We start from the raw sequence: 15,319 nt of genomic DNA on the forward strand, positions 1-15,319 counted from the left end.
ATTGAAGCACATAGATAGAAATGCAGAAGGTTTTTATATCAGCCAGAACTATTATCTTGTATGGGAACGTGGTACTCAGGCATCTGAAAGAACTGGGGCATATTTAGATGGTAATTACTTTCTCCTTAAAAAACTAGATGAACTACGCGAGCAAGGTCAGGATCTATCGAAATTAACGGTGGCAGAAATGGATCAGATGAGTTTAGAGGCTGCCAGTAAACTGCATAAAGCTAGCTCATTAATGTTACTTGCATCTGATCTTTCGGGTTCAAGAGGAATAAGCAGTGGTTCTAGAGGCATGAGTAGTGGATTTTCGTATCGCTATTTTTCTACTGACGGGCAAGGAGGAAGTAATCCTAAATCAGCTGGCCAATTGCCATCTAAGGGGACGGGGAAATCTGTTGGTAATGAGTCAGTAATCAAGATGATGTCAGAAAATAATGCAAAGTATAGATCGAATCTAAATTATGATTGTTCTGAAATAGCAGATGATTTGGCCAATGCATCAGGGGGCAAAGGAGAGATACTAACAATACGCTCTTCAGATAAGTATGGACAAATTGAAGTGTATGAATATGGATCGAAGGTTGAATTTGAGTACCACACAGTGTACTCAGACGGTAAATATATCTATGACCCTCGATATAGCAATGAGCCAGTACTGAAAGAAACATATTTAGATAGATTAAGCAAAGACAATGGTGGAAAGATAGATATTACAAATCAAGTGCTAGAGTAAAGGAGATATGAGATGAACAGAAAAAGTTTTTATTTTAAAGATTCATCGGAAATAAATCGGGATCAGAGAATGGCACATACTATTTCGAAGCTTGGTATATTTGATTGGGTTAGATTTAATATGTATTCTGAAGATGATATATATAAAACAACTCCAGGATTTTACTTTAGATTCTCTAATGGCGGTAATATATACAATAGATTGCAAGAGTGTATAGAGGAGTATGAAGGGAAACTAAAATGGAGTATGTATATGAGTAGAGATACAAAGCATCAAAATTATATTATTGAACCCAGCGAAGTTTGTGAGGCAAAATCTACAAATGAATATTATGAGCATTATGATGTGAGGAGGATTTTACAAGAAAGGTATGGCTATATATGTGAAACAGCAATTGAAGATATAGAACCTCTGTGCAATCATATTGAGGCATGGTTTAACCTGAAGGACGCAAAACCTAAACTTCCTGAATAATATGGAAACCAATGATTCAGTTTTACAACCCAATAACAAAACTGTACAATACAAAACAAAGCTACAATACGAGCTAACCGCCCGTGTTGTGGTCTTTTTTCATTCTCTGATATGGATGACTCCCAGATGTATAAAAATGCCGAAATTGGTCGGAATGCTAAGGTGGAAGGGAAGAATGTTTTCACTTATTCTGTTGATTTCGAGGATCATATAATTAATGTACAGGGTATTGTGAGAAAGAAAAATAAAGGAGTTGTTGGGGGACATAATAGGGAGAACTTCGAAAAAGCATTTAACGATGAAGGGTGGAATCTCGAAGATTGTATAATTTATGAAAGGAAACATCCTGATATTGATGGAATAACTGAGATAAAGTATGGAATTCCGGCATTAGATCGGGAAGGGAATATTATTGTAGGGGAATTGAAAAGTATTCCAAAACCAAAAACTGTCTATGATCCCAAAAAGATATCGGATGCAAATATAATTAAGTGGGGGAAAGAGGCTATGGAAAATGGTAAAGTAGACGGACGTGTCGTTAGGGGAAGTTCATCGAATGGATTAGAGTTTGAGGGTTATAAGTTTGAGGGTTATATAGATGAAGCGACAGGAGAAATAACCAATGTCTTTCCTATAGTCCCAAGAAATGAGTAGAGGTGATAGTAGTGGAGCATGAGATAGAATATAGTTTTGAAAAAAATAAAAAATTGATATTAGATTATTATTATAAAGTACTAGGTGATGCTAGGTTTTTAACTATTTTAGAGAGTTACTCTAAAGGAGAAGGATATGGAGTAGAAGCAGTATGGTGTGTGTTTGCTCATGAGTTCAAGCCATGGGAAGAAGATTATTTTGGTGATACAGGGGTTATATATTATTTTGAGTATCCTATTGTGCCAGAGGAAGAGTCTGTAATTTTAGATAATAATGCTTTTATTAAGTATTTAAAAGAAGCATCTGTTGACTATCTTACTCGTTACCCTGATCAACATCCTATAGTTGAGGATTATATTTCAAAAATCGAGAATAAAATAAAATAAAACTAAAGTGGAGAAGTAAAATAACTTTCAAGCTCATTCCAACTTGAACAATCAATAAGAGGGAGTGAGCTTTTTTATGTGATTAGATTCTAAGGGGAACATATGTAAGGGAGAGTAATCGATTGCCCCTGGTTTATAAAGGGAAAAAATTGAAAAAGTAATGGAGAAACAGTATAAAATGCTGGACAAGTTAAAAGTTTCATATAAAAGGATTGATTGAGATGAATATTTTTGAGCAGATGAGTACATTGTTTTCAGTAGATGCCAAAGAGTCCCCAGCGACTGAGGAAGAAATTAATCACCTTCTCACCTATAGAGGTACCCTTAGATTACTTAGAGATTGTACGGATAGCAACAGAAGCAGAGATTAATGTGAAAAATGAAATGTATATACGTATCTGGGGGCCATCCGACTGTGTAGAAATGAATGAATCTTATTTTGTTCAAAAATATATTCCAAATTCACTTGCAGTTGGGGATGATGAGGGTGGTAATGTGCTATTATATTTAGATGGTAAGGAAGGCTTTGGTTTGTATATGGTTGGTTTTGGAGATTTAGATAGGGAAGATGCAGTTAAAATCGCTCCATCACTCACAGATTTGCTTGTACACAATATTGGTATTGATGTAGTAATGAGCGGATATGTATGATTTCTATGTCTGGGAATAAGAAATTTGTAAAAGAAGAGTAAAACTTAAATATTGAGCAGGTTAAACATGGTCAAATACAACCGTGGTTGACCTGCTTTTTTCAGTTGTTGTGTTCTTTGCAGTAAGCAGCCTGAGGGATGTTGAGGTAAAAGGCGGCAGCATCAAACTGGATACAGGCCAGACCTTGTCGCTTCAAGCCGGGACGGGGCTGTATTTAAAAGGCGGGGCCAGCAGCATGGTGCTCGACGGCGAGACGGATGCCAGGGCGCCGATGATTTACCAAGAGGGGACAGTGAAGGCTCCTGTCTTTGTGGCAGATCTTCCGCCTGTACCAGAGCCGCCGCTCATGAGCATCAAAGCGTATGAAGCGGCACAAGCTGCGAAAGCAGAAAGCGCTGCTTCGACAGCAGCCCGCCCGTCACTGCCAAAGTGACGACACCCGCTGAGAAGCAGCAAGCTAACTCCTTGCTGGGTACGGTGTCCAAGCTGCTCGGCTCCATCCCAGCGATGGGAGCGGTGGCGGGAGCTGCGATGGCAGCAGGACCTGGAGGAGTGACAGTAGGTGTGGTTCTGATGGCAACCGCAGCTATTCCTGTCCGCAGCACAGGAACGAGTCGTTCTGGAGGTGGAGCTGCTAAAGGCGGTTTGCACCCGCTGAAACATTTGGCCAGTTTGGCGATGCAGGGGCTGATCAGCCAGTATGAGCACGTGCAGGCCAAGCAAGCGTACTATAACAAGTGGATTTTGGGGAAAGTGTATACGAGTGCGCGTCATATAGCTCAGTCTGACGGCACGCTGGAGCTGGTTCAGAACCTGCTGACAGAATCAACAGCTATAACTAATGCGTATCAGCAAGTTCCGGGAGATGTGAGGAAACGCTGGAAAACGGAATATGAGAACTACGTGGCTCAACCGAGGATTCCTTTAATCTAAGCGATACTAGCGGATACACTCGGGTATGGCAAGACGATATGTGGACTTTTATTAATGATGAGACTGGACTAGCAGATCAGAAGGGGCTCCAACTTACCTTAGCCTATAATGAAGCTACCAAAGGAAACAATTCAATTGATGCGGATAGTCTTTACCAGAAAGAAATGGAAGCAGCTCTAAAGGGTAAGAATTATAACACAGGAGAAGAAGTATCAGTCATACAAGCGCTCGGCATTTATGCTGGTGCACTACAGAATGAGATGGGGATTGGATTTGGTGGAGGTCGTGGCCGTGGTGGGAAGCCAACCGGCAATAGTGTTCCACCCGGAGCCAATGGATTTTCAGCGGGCGGTTCAGGAGTAAATCACCATGGCACCCAAAATAATCAAAATACTAAGGGGACGGGTCAAATTGACGATATTGCTAAAGAACCGTTCCTGCCTGATGAGTACTATAAAAACAATTACGCCCCCATGCAAGGAACTCCAGGGGCTAGAGTCGATTTTAGTCGTCTTGGTTCAAGTGGACAGATTGAGAAATCTCGGGTGATTTATGACCAAGCAGGCAAGCAAAAGTATAGAATCGATTATTCTGACCACGGGAATTCTGCTCATCATACAAACCCACATATGCATGAATACGTTTATCAAGATGCAGGGAAAAGTGTGAAATCAGAGATAAAGTATTTTATGGACTTTTCTACAGGCAGACTCAGACAAGGTGTAATTGATGAAGCGACAAATACCATAAAATTTATTGATTAATGAGGGGAGATGTGTTTTTTGACTGCTATAAAAAATTACGATACTATTACTGATAAGTTAAATGCTCTTGGCTCTTGGACATACAAGGAAATAATTGGAATTGATTATGATGTAGACATTGATTTTGAAGATAATTATACGACTGTACTCACTTTGTCTTTTTTCGTCTCGGTTATTGAGACAGGGCGACGATTTAAAATAAAAATAAGGTATGCTAATGTTTCCGACTTTAGTGTAAGGAAAATAACGAATCTTTATTTGACAAGGAGTTTAATAGTACACGATAAAGAAGAATTAGGATGGGATACAAATCAACGATACCATGTGCATGATGATAGTGGTTATGGTGAAAATGATGGGTATAACTTTATTGAGTTCTACTGCAGTTCCATTGAGGCAATTTCACTAGAGGAGTTCTAATTTACTTGCCTTTAAAGGTATTTCTTCCGTGGGGGCTACCGAGTTACCCAGTGCCGAATGAACCCTTCATTCAACCAATAACACATATAACCCATGTAGTACCCGTATAAGGATTTCTTCATTGCGATTGTACGCACATCAAATGCTTTAATTTTATAACCTAAATAACGCTATTCCGTTACATTGAATAGGTCGATTATGGTCAAATACAACCGTAATTGACCTGTTTTTTTGCTGTTGTTGTGTTTCCTTGCAGCGGTATTACTGGAAATCTAGTTACTGCTACACCGGGGGGTGATAAAGAGAAACTTATAGGAAGTAAACAAGAACAGGATTTCAGAAAGGAATTAGAAGCCTCAAATTTGGTTTCGGTTCAAGACAGAAAAGCAGAAACAATATTGAATGTGTTAAGGGCTACTTTTGGAGAATTAAAAAGTGCATATATTTTGAATTGGACACCTGAATAGGGTGAGGAAATATTCACCATTTTAGTTGACCTTGATAAAATTGCTAAAGTTGAAATTAGCAGAGTCAATCATTCGGAAGCTCCTTTGATTGAAGCTTATAATCTGAAGGATTTCCAAAAACGGTTGAGTAAGATATTTCAAATTAAACTAGCCGTGGCGATTGATTTAGCAAAAAAAGGAACATCAATAAGGTTAAGTACTGTATTGCGAAACCTTGATTGGCTCTATGCCTTTCAAGGTTTCTTTATTGGAGGGGGGATGAATGAACCTATCATTCAACCAAAAACACTTATGATCGATGTAATACCTGTATAAAGATTTCGTCATTTCGCTTGTACGTGCATCAATGCTTGAATCTTATACCCTAAATAACGCAATATCATTGCAACGGGGCCTGTCAAGATTTATGTGTAAACTCATTATTCCAACTCAATTGATGAGGAGGAATGAGCCTTTTTTGCCTGCACACAGACAAATGCATTCCTTTGATAACGAGCAGAAATTCAGGGGGACTTTTTCTGAAACGAAATCAGAAATTGCTTTCAACGGGTTGATTTTGGTTGCTATGGGGGTTATACTTTTCAATAGTTAACTTACCATATGATGGATTATTTGGTTCACATGACCTTTTTCCTAGACCCGTTGTACCAAGATGCTCGTTCTTTTGGGATTTATTCGTTTTACAGGACAAAGCCTGATACCGTCAAACCGCCGATCTGTCGTGAACGTGAATTCACTAAATTGGTTTTGCAAGCGCAAAACAATTTAAATAAAAATGCTAAATGATACAAGGGTATTTTTTAGCAGGGAGGCAGGATAGGGTGCAGAAACAGTTAGTTGGCGAAATTTTCTGGTTGCGGGCAATAGCCTGTCTGTCGGTCGTGGTGATCCACACTTATAACTTTGGATATGAGTTTTTCCCGGGAGAGAGAAGCGGTCTTACAGATTTAATTCGAATGGCCTTTTTATTTTCGACTCCGACTTTTGTATTTATTTCCGAGTTCTTAAATGCCAAGTCCTATAGTTCCTCTGTCCCGGATGGATTTTTGAAGAAGAGGGTTAAAATTCTGCTTCCGCCCTACATTATTTTGGGGTTTGTTTATCCGCTGGCAGATCATACATATTTGGAAGGTATTCATTCGTACACTGGTGCAATGGGGGCTTACATTTTTGCGGTTGCCAAAAATCTGATCTTTGGCGACTACGTTGCTTATTTTATACTTATCATCATCCAATTCCATATCTTGCACTTATTGTTATCCAGGTTTTTGCTCAAAATGTCCCCGGCCGTGGTATTGACAGTATCGTTTGTAATCAATGCAGGGTACTTGATGTTTTTCAATTTAGTGGAGCCAAGCTCTGCGCTTCCAATGCATGGTTATATTTGGGGGAAGGGTTACTGGATTCCGTTTCCTGGCTGGATTTTTTACTTTGCTCTGGGTTATTACTGTGGCAAGAACTATGACGCTTTAAAAATGAAACTTGAGAAATACCGGATTTTAGTTTTGCTGGCGCCAATTCTGTTTTATAGCCTGTCGGCAGTATTGCAGCAGTCCTTGCTTTTGGAGGGCACATCCAAGCGGTTCGACATGTTATTGTACACAACTTCAATGATTTTCTTGATTATTTATTTGTCATCGAGAATAAAAACGGTCCCCAGAATTATATATCTGATCAGTAATTATTCATTCAGTATTTTTTTGCTCCATTTGCTTTTCTTTTACACGTTAAAGCCGTTGCCGTATATGAGTATGCTCGGCTATCAGATTTACATCTTTATTGTAGGAGTGGCGGGGGCCATCATCGTTTCATTCCTGATCAATAAGCTGCCGTTCGGGAAATTTATTGTCGGTAATGTTCAAAATAGAGCAAATGGCACGCGTAGAAGTGGCCCATCCATATTAGTTGCAAATAACGGAAAAGAAATTAGTCAGCCGAAGTAAAGACACGGCTTAAATGAACTTTCAAAAGCTTATCTCCACTTCAACATGAGGGGAGATAAGCTTTTTTGTCTCGGACGTTAAAAATAACATCGCCGGCGGCTAAACTATGTAACTCTGTAATAAGAAATTCCAAGGCATTCATCGATGTGAGTTTGTTGCAAACTTGACTGACAACGTCTTTGTCCGACGCCGTAACATTACTATCCAGAATTAATCCGGCAGCACTGGGATCGTCCAGATACAAGCGGTGATGTTGAACTGCAGGGTTAACCTTGCGAAGCCACAAGTAACCGTCCGAAACATAAATGGCATGGTGATCATCAATTAAAAATCCCCGGGTCAGATCATAGCCAAGGTCATCTTCATCGTAAGGACCTAAGACAATACAAACTGGTTCCAGCATAAGCGCTCACTCCATAATAAATGTGAAATTTCAATGTGGATGTATAACCTGAGTCCGTTTGATATGCCAAGTGTAGCGTGTAATCGTTTTATATGTGGTACCTATCTACGTATCAATGCGAAATATGTATGCTGAAATTAATGAATTGCCTCCTAATCATTGACAGGATTCCATTTGGGTGTATACTCCTATAAGAATGTAAAGTTACGGGGTCCAAAACTGCAATGCGCGGCATATATAAAAATAGCGTATTTCCCAAATGATGAAAAGAATGTGATGATATGGGTAAGCCCAAGCTAAAAAACAGAAAACCGTTTTTCCTGGAAAAATATTTGACCGGGGAGTCCATTGACTACCAGCAGATCCGGGCCTTATTTATCCCGCTGCTGATTGATCAGATGTTCCTGATCGGCCTGAACCTTGTCAACACCGCGATGATCAGCTCGGCGGGCATGGCGGCGGTCAGTGCGGTCAATATGATCGACTCGCTGAATATTTTTCTCGTGAGTGTATTTGTCGCTGTCGCTACCGGGGGAACGGTGGTGGTGGCCCAGTATAAGGGCAGCGGCAATGACCTGATGGTATCGAAGGCAGCCTCCGGCTCGGTGGCATCAGTAACCCTGCTGTCGGTTGCGATCAGCCTGCTGGTGATCCTGCTCCATAGCCCGATTTTGAACCTTCTGTTCGGCACAGCCTCGCCGGATGTGCTGGATCAAGCCAGAGTGTATCTGATCGGAAGCGGTATATCCTATGTGGGGGTTGCGATAGAGCAGGCGGTCTGCGGTGTGCTGCGGGGAATCGGGAGAACAAGGGCGGCGCTGGCGCTTTCCCTGATCATGAACCTGTCCTACGTGCTCCTGAATGTCGTGTTCATCAATATCATGGATATGGGCGTGCAGGGGATGACGCTGGCCATCAATATCGCCAGATACGCTGCGGCCGTTTGTGCCATTTTCTATCTGGTCAGAATGGACGCCGAGCTGCACGTCCGGATCAGGGATCTGCTGCGTGTGAACTATGCTATGCTGAAGAAAATTATGTTTATTGGCATTCCCTTTGCCGCGGAGCAAATGTTCTTTAACGGCGGCAAGATTCTGACTCAGATTTTTATTGTCAGCCTGGGCACGTATGCCATCGCAACCAACGCCATTGCCGGTTCGCTGGCGGGAGTGTTCCAGATTCCTGCGAATGCCTTGTCCCTCACCATAGTGACCGTTGTCGGCCAGTGTATGGGACGGGGAAACATTGATGATGCGAAGAAATTCACGAAAGCCTTCCTGTGGCTGGGAACTTTCTCTTTCATCTTCATGGGCGTGCTGCTCATGTCCTTGTTCTATCCGCTCGTTGGTCTGTTTCAGCCTCCGGCGGAGATTGTGGACGATATATTCTGGGTCGTGCTGATCAATGCCATTGCCCAGGTTCCGCTTTGGGCGATCAGCTTCATTCTCCCTTCGGCGCTGCGGGCGGCGGGAGACTCGAAATTTACGTCTATCACCTCCATGCTGTCGATGTGGCTGTTCCGGGTCGTGCTCGGCTACATTATGGGCATTGTGCTGGGCTTTGGCATTCTCGGCGTGTGGCTGGCGATGAACCTGGAATGGGGCGTGCGGGGAGCGGTCTTCCTGTGGCGCTTCCGGGGTAAAAAGTGGTACGCGCATCGCTTGATCGACTGAGCGGACAAAGCCCACTAGCGTTTTCTGCAAATTGCCGCATAGGATAAAGGTCAATCAGAGTTTTTCTGATTGGCCTTTTTTCGCTGCTGCACGGACTCTTTTCCTGCAACTACTCTGTGCTGATCAGCTGTGGCCTTTCGGCCTCAGCGCCGTCCGGCATAAAATATGCGGTTCCGAAGCTGTTGTCAGCGGTGGCGGGCCAGCTTTTCCTTGATGACCGTAGGAGATTCTGGCCAGCTTTTTTTGCCTATATTGAGGAGTTTACGGGCGAATGGCCACTTCGAAATCATCGTGAGTGATATGCTATAATGAATTGAAACTTATCGGATAGTGATCATTGTTTAGAGGAGGGTTACCATGGCCATCAGCAAACAGGAGTTAATCAAATTAATTGAACTTCTTCCAGACGATGCTAGCCAGTCAGCATATGACTATCTAAAGTATCTAACTATAAGACACCGACCAGATTGGGATGAAATTTCACGGATGGAGCCAGATGATGTTCCTCTGAGCGAAGAGGAAGAACGACAATTGAAGAGTGCTACTGAATTTATGTCATGGGAGGAAGCAATGAGTGAGCTTAACTTACCAACTGACACTAAGCCGTGATGCTGTAAAGTTTGTTGCTAAACAGGAACGAGAAGTACAAGAGCGCATTAGAAATGCGATAGCTGGACTAGCTATTCGCCCGCCAATAGGAGATATTAAACCACTCAAGGGAAGAGAAAAACTTATGCGCCTACGAGTGGGTACATACAGGGTAATTTTTGAAGTCAATCATACGGAACAAATGGTTTACATAGTGACTATCGCTAATCGTGGGGATATCTATTGACCCCAATAATGAGCCGGCCAATCCTTAAAGTAGGAGAAACCGGCTTTTTTGAGTTTTCGGACGTACAGCCGCTTCGAATCACCACTGATAGATGAAATAGGGCAGAAAGTAAGTTAGCTGGCAATAGCCCAGCCACCTTTCCAATGTAAGCTGCTGGATGCGCATCCCTATCTGGCCCCGGGCTTTGCCTTTACAAGCCGCGGGATGCGGAGGTTGGCGGACCAGCTTTTCCTTGATGACCGCGAGGAGATTCTGGACAGCTTTTTTTTGCCTATGATGAACAGGAGTTTACGGGCGAATGGTCACCTCGAAATCCTTAACATGCACGGCATTTCCCGTAATCTCGATCGTTTCACCGTGGGCGGCCACCCGGACTCTGCCATCCCGCTGAATTTCCTGACCCTGCTCAATGAGGAGATGGAGCGGGGCTTCTGGCCTTTTCGCTATATATCTTGCATAATAAGCTCCCATGACACCGGAGGCCGTGCCCGTAACCGGGTCTTCAACCGTGCCGGAGAAGGGCGAGGAGAAATGGCGTGCATGCATATGTGCGCCCGCATCATAGGTTTCCAGACAGAAAGGATGGACAGAGGCGCCGGGCATTTCCTGCAAAATATCCGGAAAAAGCTTGTTGTCGGGCTTCATCCGTTTGCAGGCAGCCAGGCTTTTAATGGGAACCAGCAAAGTCCACGTCCCGGTACTGCCGTAGAGGGTCGGGAGATCTGTCTCAATGTCTTCTTTTTCAATGCCCATCGAATGGGCCAGCGCAGGTAGGGAGCCCTTGAATTCCCGAAACTCGGGAGCAGCCTGGCGCATCGTGATATACAGTTGATCCTTTTCCATTGCAGCAATTTTCACCGGCAGTATCCCGGCCTTTGTTTCAATGGTCAGATCAGTCTTGTCTCCCAGAAGGCCTTTTGTTTTCAGCGCGTAAATCGATGCCATCGTCGCATGGCCGCACAGATTGATTTCGTGGCCTGGCGTAAAATAGCGGATTCTTAAATCGGCCTTGTCCGATGCAAGCGGGAAGGCGGTCTCGTTAAACCCTACCTTTTGCGCTACCTCTCTCATTTGCACTTCGTTAAGATTTTCCCCATTCAGCACAACTCCAGCCGGGTTTCCTTTATCGGGAACATTGCTGAATGCGTCATAGTGGCAGACCTGTATTGTTTTCATTTGTACACCTCGGATGATTGGATTGTAACAACAGATTACCTATAACTGAAAATATGGATACCCCAATTATAACCAACAATTTGACAAATCGCTGCCAAGTCCCAATGCTTTGAGCAAATGGCAAGTCAAATGATAAAATACTGTCAGCGGTTATGAATGGATCGAAATCGTTAAAAGTACGAATGAAATGGTTCACAACTTGAAAGCAGAAGTACATGATATTAAGAAGGATATCAGAATGAACAAGACAGATACAGAAATTAATAGGAAAAAACAAGTAACTAACGAACGCGAAATAGAACGTCTAAAGCGTCAATAACCGAATGGAATTCAAACCACGTATGGGAAACATTGACAAATAGAAAGGGCTGAACTAAGATAATGTACAAGCAATATTGAAATCGCTTACAAATACAAAAAGGAGCTGAGTATGATGTTAAAAGTAAAGCGGAACAAACGCACTCTGGTATTGGTTCTATCCTTTGTCCTGACTGTCACCGCATTCGCATTTCAGCCTTCTTCACCGGTACTCGCCGCTGATGCCTCGGGCACGACGGCCAGCATCGCGGATATTCTGAAAAATCAGCAGCCGAATGGGGGCTGGAAAAAGGATTACTCTGTCACCAGCGGGGAATGGGCCAAATCAACGATCGATAACAAAGCTACATATACGGAAATCAGAAGATTGGCCAGCGAGTATACCAAGTCAAAAGACAGCAAATATTCGCAAGCAGCAATCAAAGGCATCAATTTCCTCCTGAACATGCAGTACAGCAACGGGGGATGGCCGCAGGTGTACCAGGGGACAGGCTATCACAAGCACATTACCTACAATGACAACGCCATGATTAACGTCATGATTCTTCTGGATGAGGTGAGCAGCAAAAAGGGTGACTTTTCCTTTGTAGACACAGCTGTGGCCGATCGAAGCAGAGCGGCGGTTGCCAAAGGAGTGAGCGCTATATTGGCAACCCAGGTGAAGGTGAACGGACAGTTAACCGTCTGGGGGCAGCAGCATGATTCTGTCACATTGCAACCGGCAGGGGCCAGAGCCTATGAAGTGCCATCGCTGTGTGCCAGTGAAAGCGTGGGAATTGTCAAATTCCTGAAAACAAGACCTGCCACGCCGCAAATTACCGCTGCCATTCAAGCCGCCGAGAATTGGTTTAAGCAGGTAAAGATTACCGGCATCAAAGTGGTCAAGAGCAGTGATGATGTGATCGTGGTGCAGGATCCCAGCGCTCCGCCGATCTGGGCCCGTTTCTACGAAATCGGAACGAATAAGCCGATCTTTGTGGGCCGCGACGGTGTGGTAAAATACAAGCTCAGCGATATCGACCAGGAGAGAAGAACAGGTTACTCCTGGTACGGCAACTGGCCTTCGGGACTGGTAAATTAAATGGAATAACACCATGTTAAAAATAAGGGCCACTCTTCAGAACTGATAAGCTTCTGTAGGGTGGCCTATTGGAGAATTTGCGGATACATTATTGAATCAAGCTGTTGACTTATCTCTTAAAAGCTTCTGCGAAGCGTTCTTTAATAAACTGACTGTTTCTCAGCCGACTGGCGCGTTGCTCCTGAATCACCTGTGAGGTGCTCTTCTTGGAAGGTGCAAACAAAAGAGCATCTTTCGGCTGCGAACCTATCGCCTCTGATACAACACCATTTTTTGAAACATATACCTTAGTTGTCATGTCGCACCCCTCCTATTAACATTTTCACAAATTTTAAAAATGACCGCCTTACATCTGACCTCGTTAGAGCAATATTTTTAAACCCGCTTTTGGCGATATCATGGGGATATTATAGCATATGCGAAGTTGTTTCAGTATAAGAAAATGGCGTTATTACGTGGTCATTTGTGAAAGATCCATATTTTCTTTAAAAACAAGGAGCCATGGATAGGAAGAATCTGCCCAACGAGAAAAGAGAAAGAAAGAGAGAAGCGTTTGAAACATACTGGTTTTACGAGGTATAATTACGGTATTTCAAAGAACCGGATCAAGATGAGGGGATGGAAAATGCAGAGCAAAAATAAGACCGTCGTGAAATCCATGGACCTCCTTAATCTGTTTCTCACCAGCAGCAAATTAAGTCTAAATGAAATGGTGAATCTGACGGGCATGCCCAAAACCTCGGTGCACAGAATGGTGGGCTCGCTGGAGGATATGGGTTTTCTGCACAAGGACGAGGATGGAGGCTACTCGCTTGGGCTGCTGTTCCTGCAGTTCGGGCAGCTCGTAGCGGATCGGCTGGATATCCGTCAGGCTGCGCTCCCGGTTATGAAAGCGCTTCGTGATGATGTGCAGGAGGCCGTCAATCTGATCGTGAAGGATGGCAACGAATCGCTATATGTGGAGAAGCTGGAATCCACCCAGCCTGTCAGATTATATACACGGATTGGCCGCAGAGCGCCGTTATATGCGGGAGCCTGTTCCCGGATTCTTCTTGCTTACCAGCCTGAGCGGGAGATTGAACAATATTTGAGCGAGATTGAGCTGAAGCCCATCGGCACAGGGACGATTACGGATAAGGACCGGCTGCGGTCAACGCTGCGGGAATCACGCCGCAAAGGCTACAGCATCAGCCATTCGGAGCTTGAAAATTTCACTACAGCCGTGGCGGCGCCCATATTTGGCTATAAGGGCCGTATCGTTGGCGGCCTCAGTGTTGCCGGACCTGATTCCCGGTTCGGGGAGGACCGTATGCCGGAGCTGATTCGGAAGGTCACGCGGGCCGCACATGACATTTCGCTGAAAATGGGCTATCCATCGTCCGCTCATGCGGGGATGTGAGAGGCCTTTAGAGCTCGTTTTCCTGGTTTTATTCCGGGAAGGCGGGCTCTTTGTTTTGCTTCAAATCGTAACTTTGTAATAATTTCTTACATCTTATTGTCGAAGTGGAGCGGATTCGCTATAATCAGTCTAAAAAACGGAATGATTGTTTCGAAATTCGGAACAAATCTGCATCTCCGAAAGATTTTTGTAGGATGGAAATCATAATTTGTGGAAAGGGAGGTTAGAAAATGTATCGTGTTGATTTGAATTGCGATCTCGGCGAAAGCTTTGGCTCCTATAAGCTTGGCATGGACGAAGAGATTCTGCCGTACGTCACATCCGTGAATATTGCGTGCGGTTTTCATGCGGGGGACCCTTCAGTGATGCGGAAAACAGCACAGCTTGCGCTTGCTGCCGGCATCGCGATCGGGGCGCATCCCGGTCTGCCGGATTTGATCGGCTTTGGCCGCCGCAATATGGAGATTACCGCCCAGGAAGCCTATGACATGGTCGTTTACCAGATCGGGGCGCTTGAGGCCTTGGTCAAGGCGGAGGGCGGAAGCCTGCAGCATGTGAAGCCGCACGGAGCGCTGTATAATATGGCCGCCAAGCGGAAGGACCTGTCCGATGCCATTGCTAGAGCGGTGTACAAGGTGAATCCCGGCCTTATTTTATTCGGCCTTTCCGGAAGCGAGCTTATTCGGGCGGGAGAAGCCATAGGGCTGCAAACGGCGCAGGAGGTGTTCGCGGACCGCACCTATGAAGAGGACGGTTCATTAACGCCGCGCAGCCAGCCGGATGCTTTGATCAAGGATCATCACCAGGCCATCTCGCAGGTGATCCGGATGATTCAGGAGGGCGTCGTGCGTTCAAGAGAGGGGCAGGAAATCCGTATTCAAGCGGACACGGTGTGTATCCACGGCGACGGTCCGCAGGCGCTGGAGTTTGCCCAGCAAATCCGGAAGAGCTGTGAAGAAGCAGGCATTGAATTGCTGGCTGCAGGCACAACATCATAATTATA

17 protein-coding genes and 2 pseudogenes are annotated in these 15,319 nt (G+C 44.3%); 16 read left to right on the top strand and 3 right to left on the bottom strand.

Going from position 1 to position 15,319, the window contains the following annotated elements:
* From ACI1P2_RS10640 to ACI1P2_RS10685, 10 genes and pseudogenes are all read left to right on the top strand, one after another.
* The coding region (locus ACI1P2_RS10640; RefSeq protein WP_355319519.1) for a hypothetical protein at positions 1-739 on the top strand (739 nt) is incomplete at its 5' end.
* Positions 740-751: 12 nt separating this feature from the next.
* Positions 752-1,213, top strand: coding sequence for a hypothetical protein (locus ACI1P2_RS10645; protein WP_355319521.1), 462 nt, complete (start codon positions 752-754; stop codon positions 1,211-1,213).
* 126 nt (positions 1,214-1,339) lie between these two features.
* Positions 1,340-1,867, top strand: a complete 528-nt coding sequence (locus ACI1P2_RS10650; RefSeq protein ID WP_355319523.1) for a CdiA family toxin C-terminal domain-containing protein — start codon at positions 1,340-1,342, stop codon at positions 1,865-1,867.
* Between the two features lie 11 nt (positions 1,868-1,878).
* Positions 1,879-2,253 carry a ribonuclease toxin immunity protein CdiI gene (cdiI, locus tag ACI1P2_RS10655; RefSeq protein WP_355319525.1) on the top strand — a complete coding sequence of 125 codons (375 nt, stop codon included), beginning with the start codon at positions 1,879-1,881 and terminating at the stop codon, positions 2,251-2,253.
* Positions 2,254-2,474: 221 nt separating this feature from the next.
* Positions 2,475-2,904, top strand: a pseudogene (locus ACI1P2_RS10660) (SMI1/KNR4 family protein).
* Between the two features lie 121 nt (positions 2,905-3,025).
* Positions 3,026-3,816, top strand: a pseudogene (locus tag ACI1P2_RS10665) (hypothetical protein); the annotation flags it as partial.
* A 59-nt stretch (positions 3,817-3,875) separates the two neighbouring features.
* Positions 3,876-4,601 (top strand): hypothetical protein, encoded by a 726-nt coding sequence (locus ACI1P2_RS10670; RefSeq protein WP_355319527.1) that lies wholly within the window; start codon positions 3,876-3,878, stop codon positions 4,599-4,601.
* A gap of 9 nt (positions 4,602-4,610) precedes the next feature.
* Positions 4,611-5,021: a hypothetical protein gene (locus tag ACI1P2_RS10675; protein ID WP_355319529.1), complete on the top strand. Its 411-nt coding sequence runs from the start codon at positions 4,611-4,613 to the stop codon at positions 5,019-5,021.
* A 551-nt stretch (positions 5,022-5,572) separates the two neighbouring features.
* The gene (locus tag ACI1P2_RS10680) at positions 5,573-5,803 is read left to right on the top strand and encodes a hypothetical protein (protein WP_355319532.1); all 231 of its coding nucleotides are present in this window, start codon (positions 5,573-5,575) and stop codon (positions 5,801-5,803) included.
* 506 nt (positions 5,804-6,309) lie between these two features.
* A complete protein-coding gene (locus ACI1P2_RS10685) occupies positions 6,310-7,431 on the top strand; it encodes an acyltransferase family protein (protein ID WP_355319534.1) in 1,122 nt (373 codons plus the stop codon).
* Between the two features lie 40 nt (positions 7,432-7,471).
* Here ACI1P2_RS10685 and ACI1P2_RS10690 read toward each other — a convergent pair whose 3' ends face one another.
* On the bottom strand, positions 7,472-7,834 hold the full coding sequence (locus tag ACI1P2_RS10690) for a hypothetical protein (protein ID WP_355319536.1): 363 nt from the start codon (positions 7,832-7,834) through the stop codon (positions 7,472-7,474).
* Between the two features lie 281 nt (positions 7,835-8,115).
* Between ACI1P2_RS10690 and ACI1P2_RS10695 the strand changes: the two genes are divergently transcribed.
* From ACI1P2_RS10695 to ACI1P2_RS10705, 3 genes are all read left to right on the top strand, one after another.
* Positions 8,116-9,507 (top strand): MATE family efflux transporter, encoded by a 1,392-nt coding sequence (locus tag ACI1P2_RS10695; protein WP_355319538.1) that lies wholly within the window; start codon positions 8,116-8,118, stop codon positions 9,505-9,507.
* 357 nt (positions 9,508-9,864) lie between these two features.
* Positions 9,865-10,116 carry a hypothetical protein gene (locus ACI1P2_RS10700; protein ID WP_355319540.1) on the top strand — a complete coding sequence of 84 codons (252 nt, stop codon included), beginning with the start codon at positions 9,865-9,867 and terminating at the stop codon, positions 10,114-10,116.
* The gene (locus tag ACI1P2_RS10705; RefSeq protein ID WP_355319542.1) at positions 10,082-10,342 is read left to right on the top strand and encodes a type II toxin-antitoxin system RelE family toxin; all 261 of its coding nucleotides are present in this window, start codon (positions 10,082-10,084) and stop codon (positions 10,340-10,342) included. The genes ACI1P2_RS10700 and ACI1P2_RS10705 overlap by 35 nt, the downstream gene beginning before the upstream one ends.
* Before the next feature lie 288 nt (positions 10,343-10,630).
* Here ACI1P2_RS10705 and ACI1P2_RS10710 read toward each other — a convergent pair whose 3' ends face one another.
* A complete protein-coding gene (locus tag ACI1P2_RS10710) occupies positions 10,631-11,518 on the bottom strand; it encodes a PhzF family phenazine biosynthesis protein (RefSeq protein WP_355319544.1) in 888 nt (295 codons plus the stop codon).
* 433 nt (positions 11,519-11,951) lie between these two features.
* Between ACI1P2_RS10710 and pelA the strand changes: the two genes are divergently transcribed.
* Positions 11,952-12,917, top strand: a complete 966-nt coding sequence (pelA, locus tag ACI1P2_RS10715; protein ID WP_355319546.1) for a pectate lyase — start codon at positions 11,952-11,954, stop codon at positions 12,915-12,917.
* A gap of 109 nt (positions 12,918-13,026) precedes the next feature.
* On the opposite strand, the gene ACI1P2_RS10720 is transcribed toward pelA, so the two are convergent.
* Positions 13,027-13,215, bottom strand: coding sequence for a hypothetical protein (locus ACI1P2_RS10720; protein WP_355319548.1), 189 nt, complete (start codon positions 13,213-13,215; stop codon positions 13,027-13,029).
* A gap of 327 nt (positions 13,216-13,542) precedes the next feature.
* Here ACI1P2_RS10720 and ACI1P2_RS10725 point away from each other — a divergent pair, with 327 nt between their 5' ends.
* Both ACI1P2_RS10725 and ACI1P2_RS10730 read left to right on the top strand, forming a co-directional pair.
* On the top strand, positions 13,543-14,316 hold the full coding sequence (locus ACI1P2_RS10725) for an IclR family transcriptional regulator (RefSeq protein WP_355319550.1): 774 nt from the start codon (positions 13,543-13,545) through the stop codon (positions 14,314-14,316).
* Between the two features lie 230 nt (positions 14,317-14,546).
* Positions 14,547-15,314, top strand: coding sequence for a LamB/YcsF family protein (locus tag ACI1P2_RS10730; protein WP_355319552.1), 768 nt, complete (start codon positions 14,547-14,549; stop codon positions 15,312-15,314).
* The last annotated feature ends 5 nt before the right edge of the window (positions 15,315-15,319 follow it).

Origin of the sequence: Paenibacillus jiangxiensis, from assembly GCF_046098255.1 — a bacterium.
Classification (GTDB): domain Bacteria; phylum Bacillota; class Bacilli; order Paenibacillales; family Paenibacillaceae; genus Paenibacillus; species Paenibacillus jiagnxiensis.

Coding starts and splice junctions, on each gene's coding strand:
- ACI1P2_RS10645 (WP_355319521.1), top strand. CDS start 752: ATGAACAGAAAAAGTTTTTATTTTAAAGATTCATCGGAAATAAATCGG.
- ACI1P2_RS10650 (WP_355319523.1), top strand. CDS start 1,340: ATGTATAAAAATGCCGAAATTGGTCGGAATGCTAAGGTGGAAGGGAAG.
- ACI1P2_RS10670 (WP_355319527.1), top strand. CDS start 3,876: ATGTGGACTTTTATTAATGATGAGACTGGACTAGCAGATCAGAAGGGG.
- ACI1P2_RS10675 (WP_355319529.1), top strand. CDS start 4,611: ATGTGTTTTTTGACTGCTATAAAAAATTACGATACTATTACTGATAAG.
- ACI1P2_RS10690 (WP_355319536.1), bottom strand. CDS start 7,834: ATGCTGGAACCAGTTTGTATTGTCTTAGGTCCTTACGATGAAGATGAC.
- ACI1P2_RS10695 (WP_355319538.1), top strand. CDS start 8,116: ATGGGTAAGCCCAAGCTAAAAAACAGAAAACCGTTTTTCCTGGAAAAA.
- ACI1P2_RS10700 (WP_355319540.1), top strand. CDS start 9,865: ATGGCCATCAGCAAACAGGAGTTAATCAAATTAATTGAACTTCTTCCA.
- ACI1P2_RS10710 (WP_355319544.1), bottom strand. CDS start 11,518: ATGAAAACAATACAGGTCTGCCACTATGACGCATTCAGCAATGTTCCC.
- pelA (WP_355319546.1), top strand. CDS start 11,952: ATGTTAAAAGTAAAGCGGAACAAACGCACTCTGGTATTGGTTCTATCC.
- ACI1P2_RS10720 (WP_355319548.1), bottom strand. CDS start 13,215: ATGACAACTAAGGTATATGTTTCAAAAAATGGTGTTGTATCAGAGGCG.
- ACI1P2_RS10725 (WP_355319550.1), top strand. CDS start 13,543: ATGCAGAGCAAAAATAAGACCGTCGTGAAATCCATGGACCTCCTTAAT.
- ACI1P2_RS10730 (WP_355319552.1), top strand. CDS start 14,547: ATGTATCGTGTTGATTTGAATTGCGATCTCGGCGAAAGCTTTGGCTCC.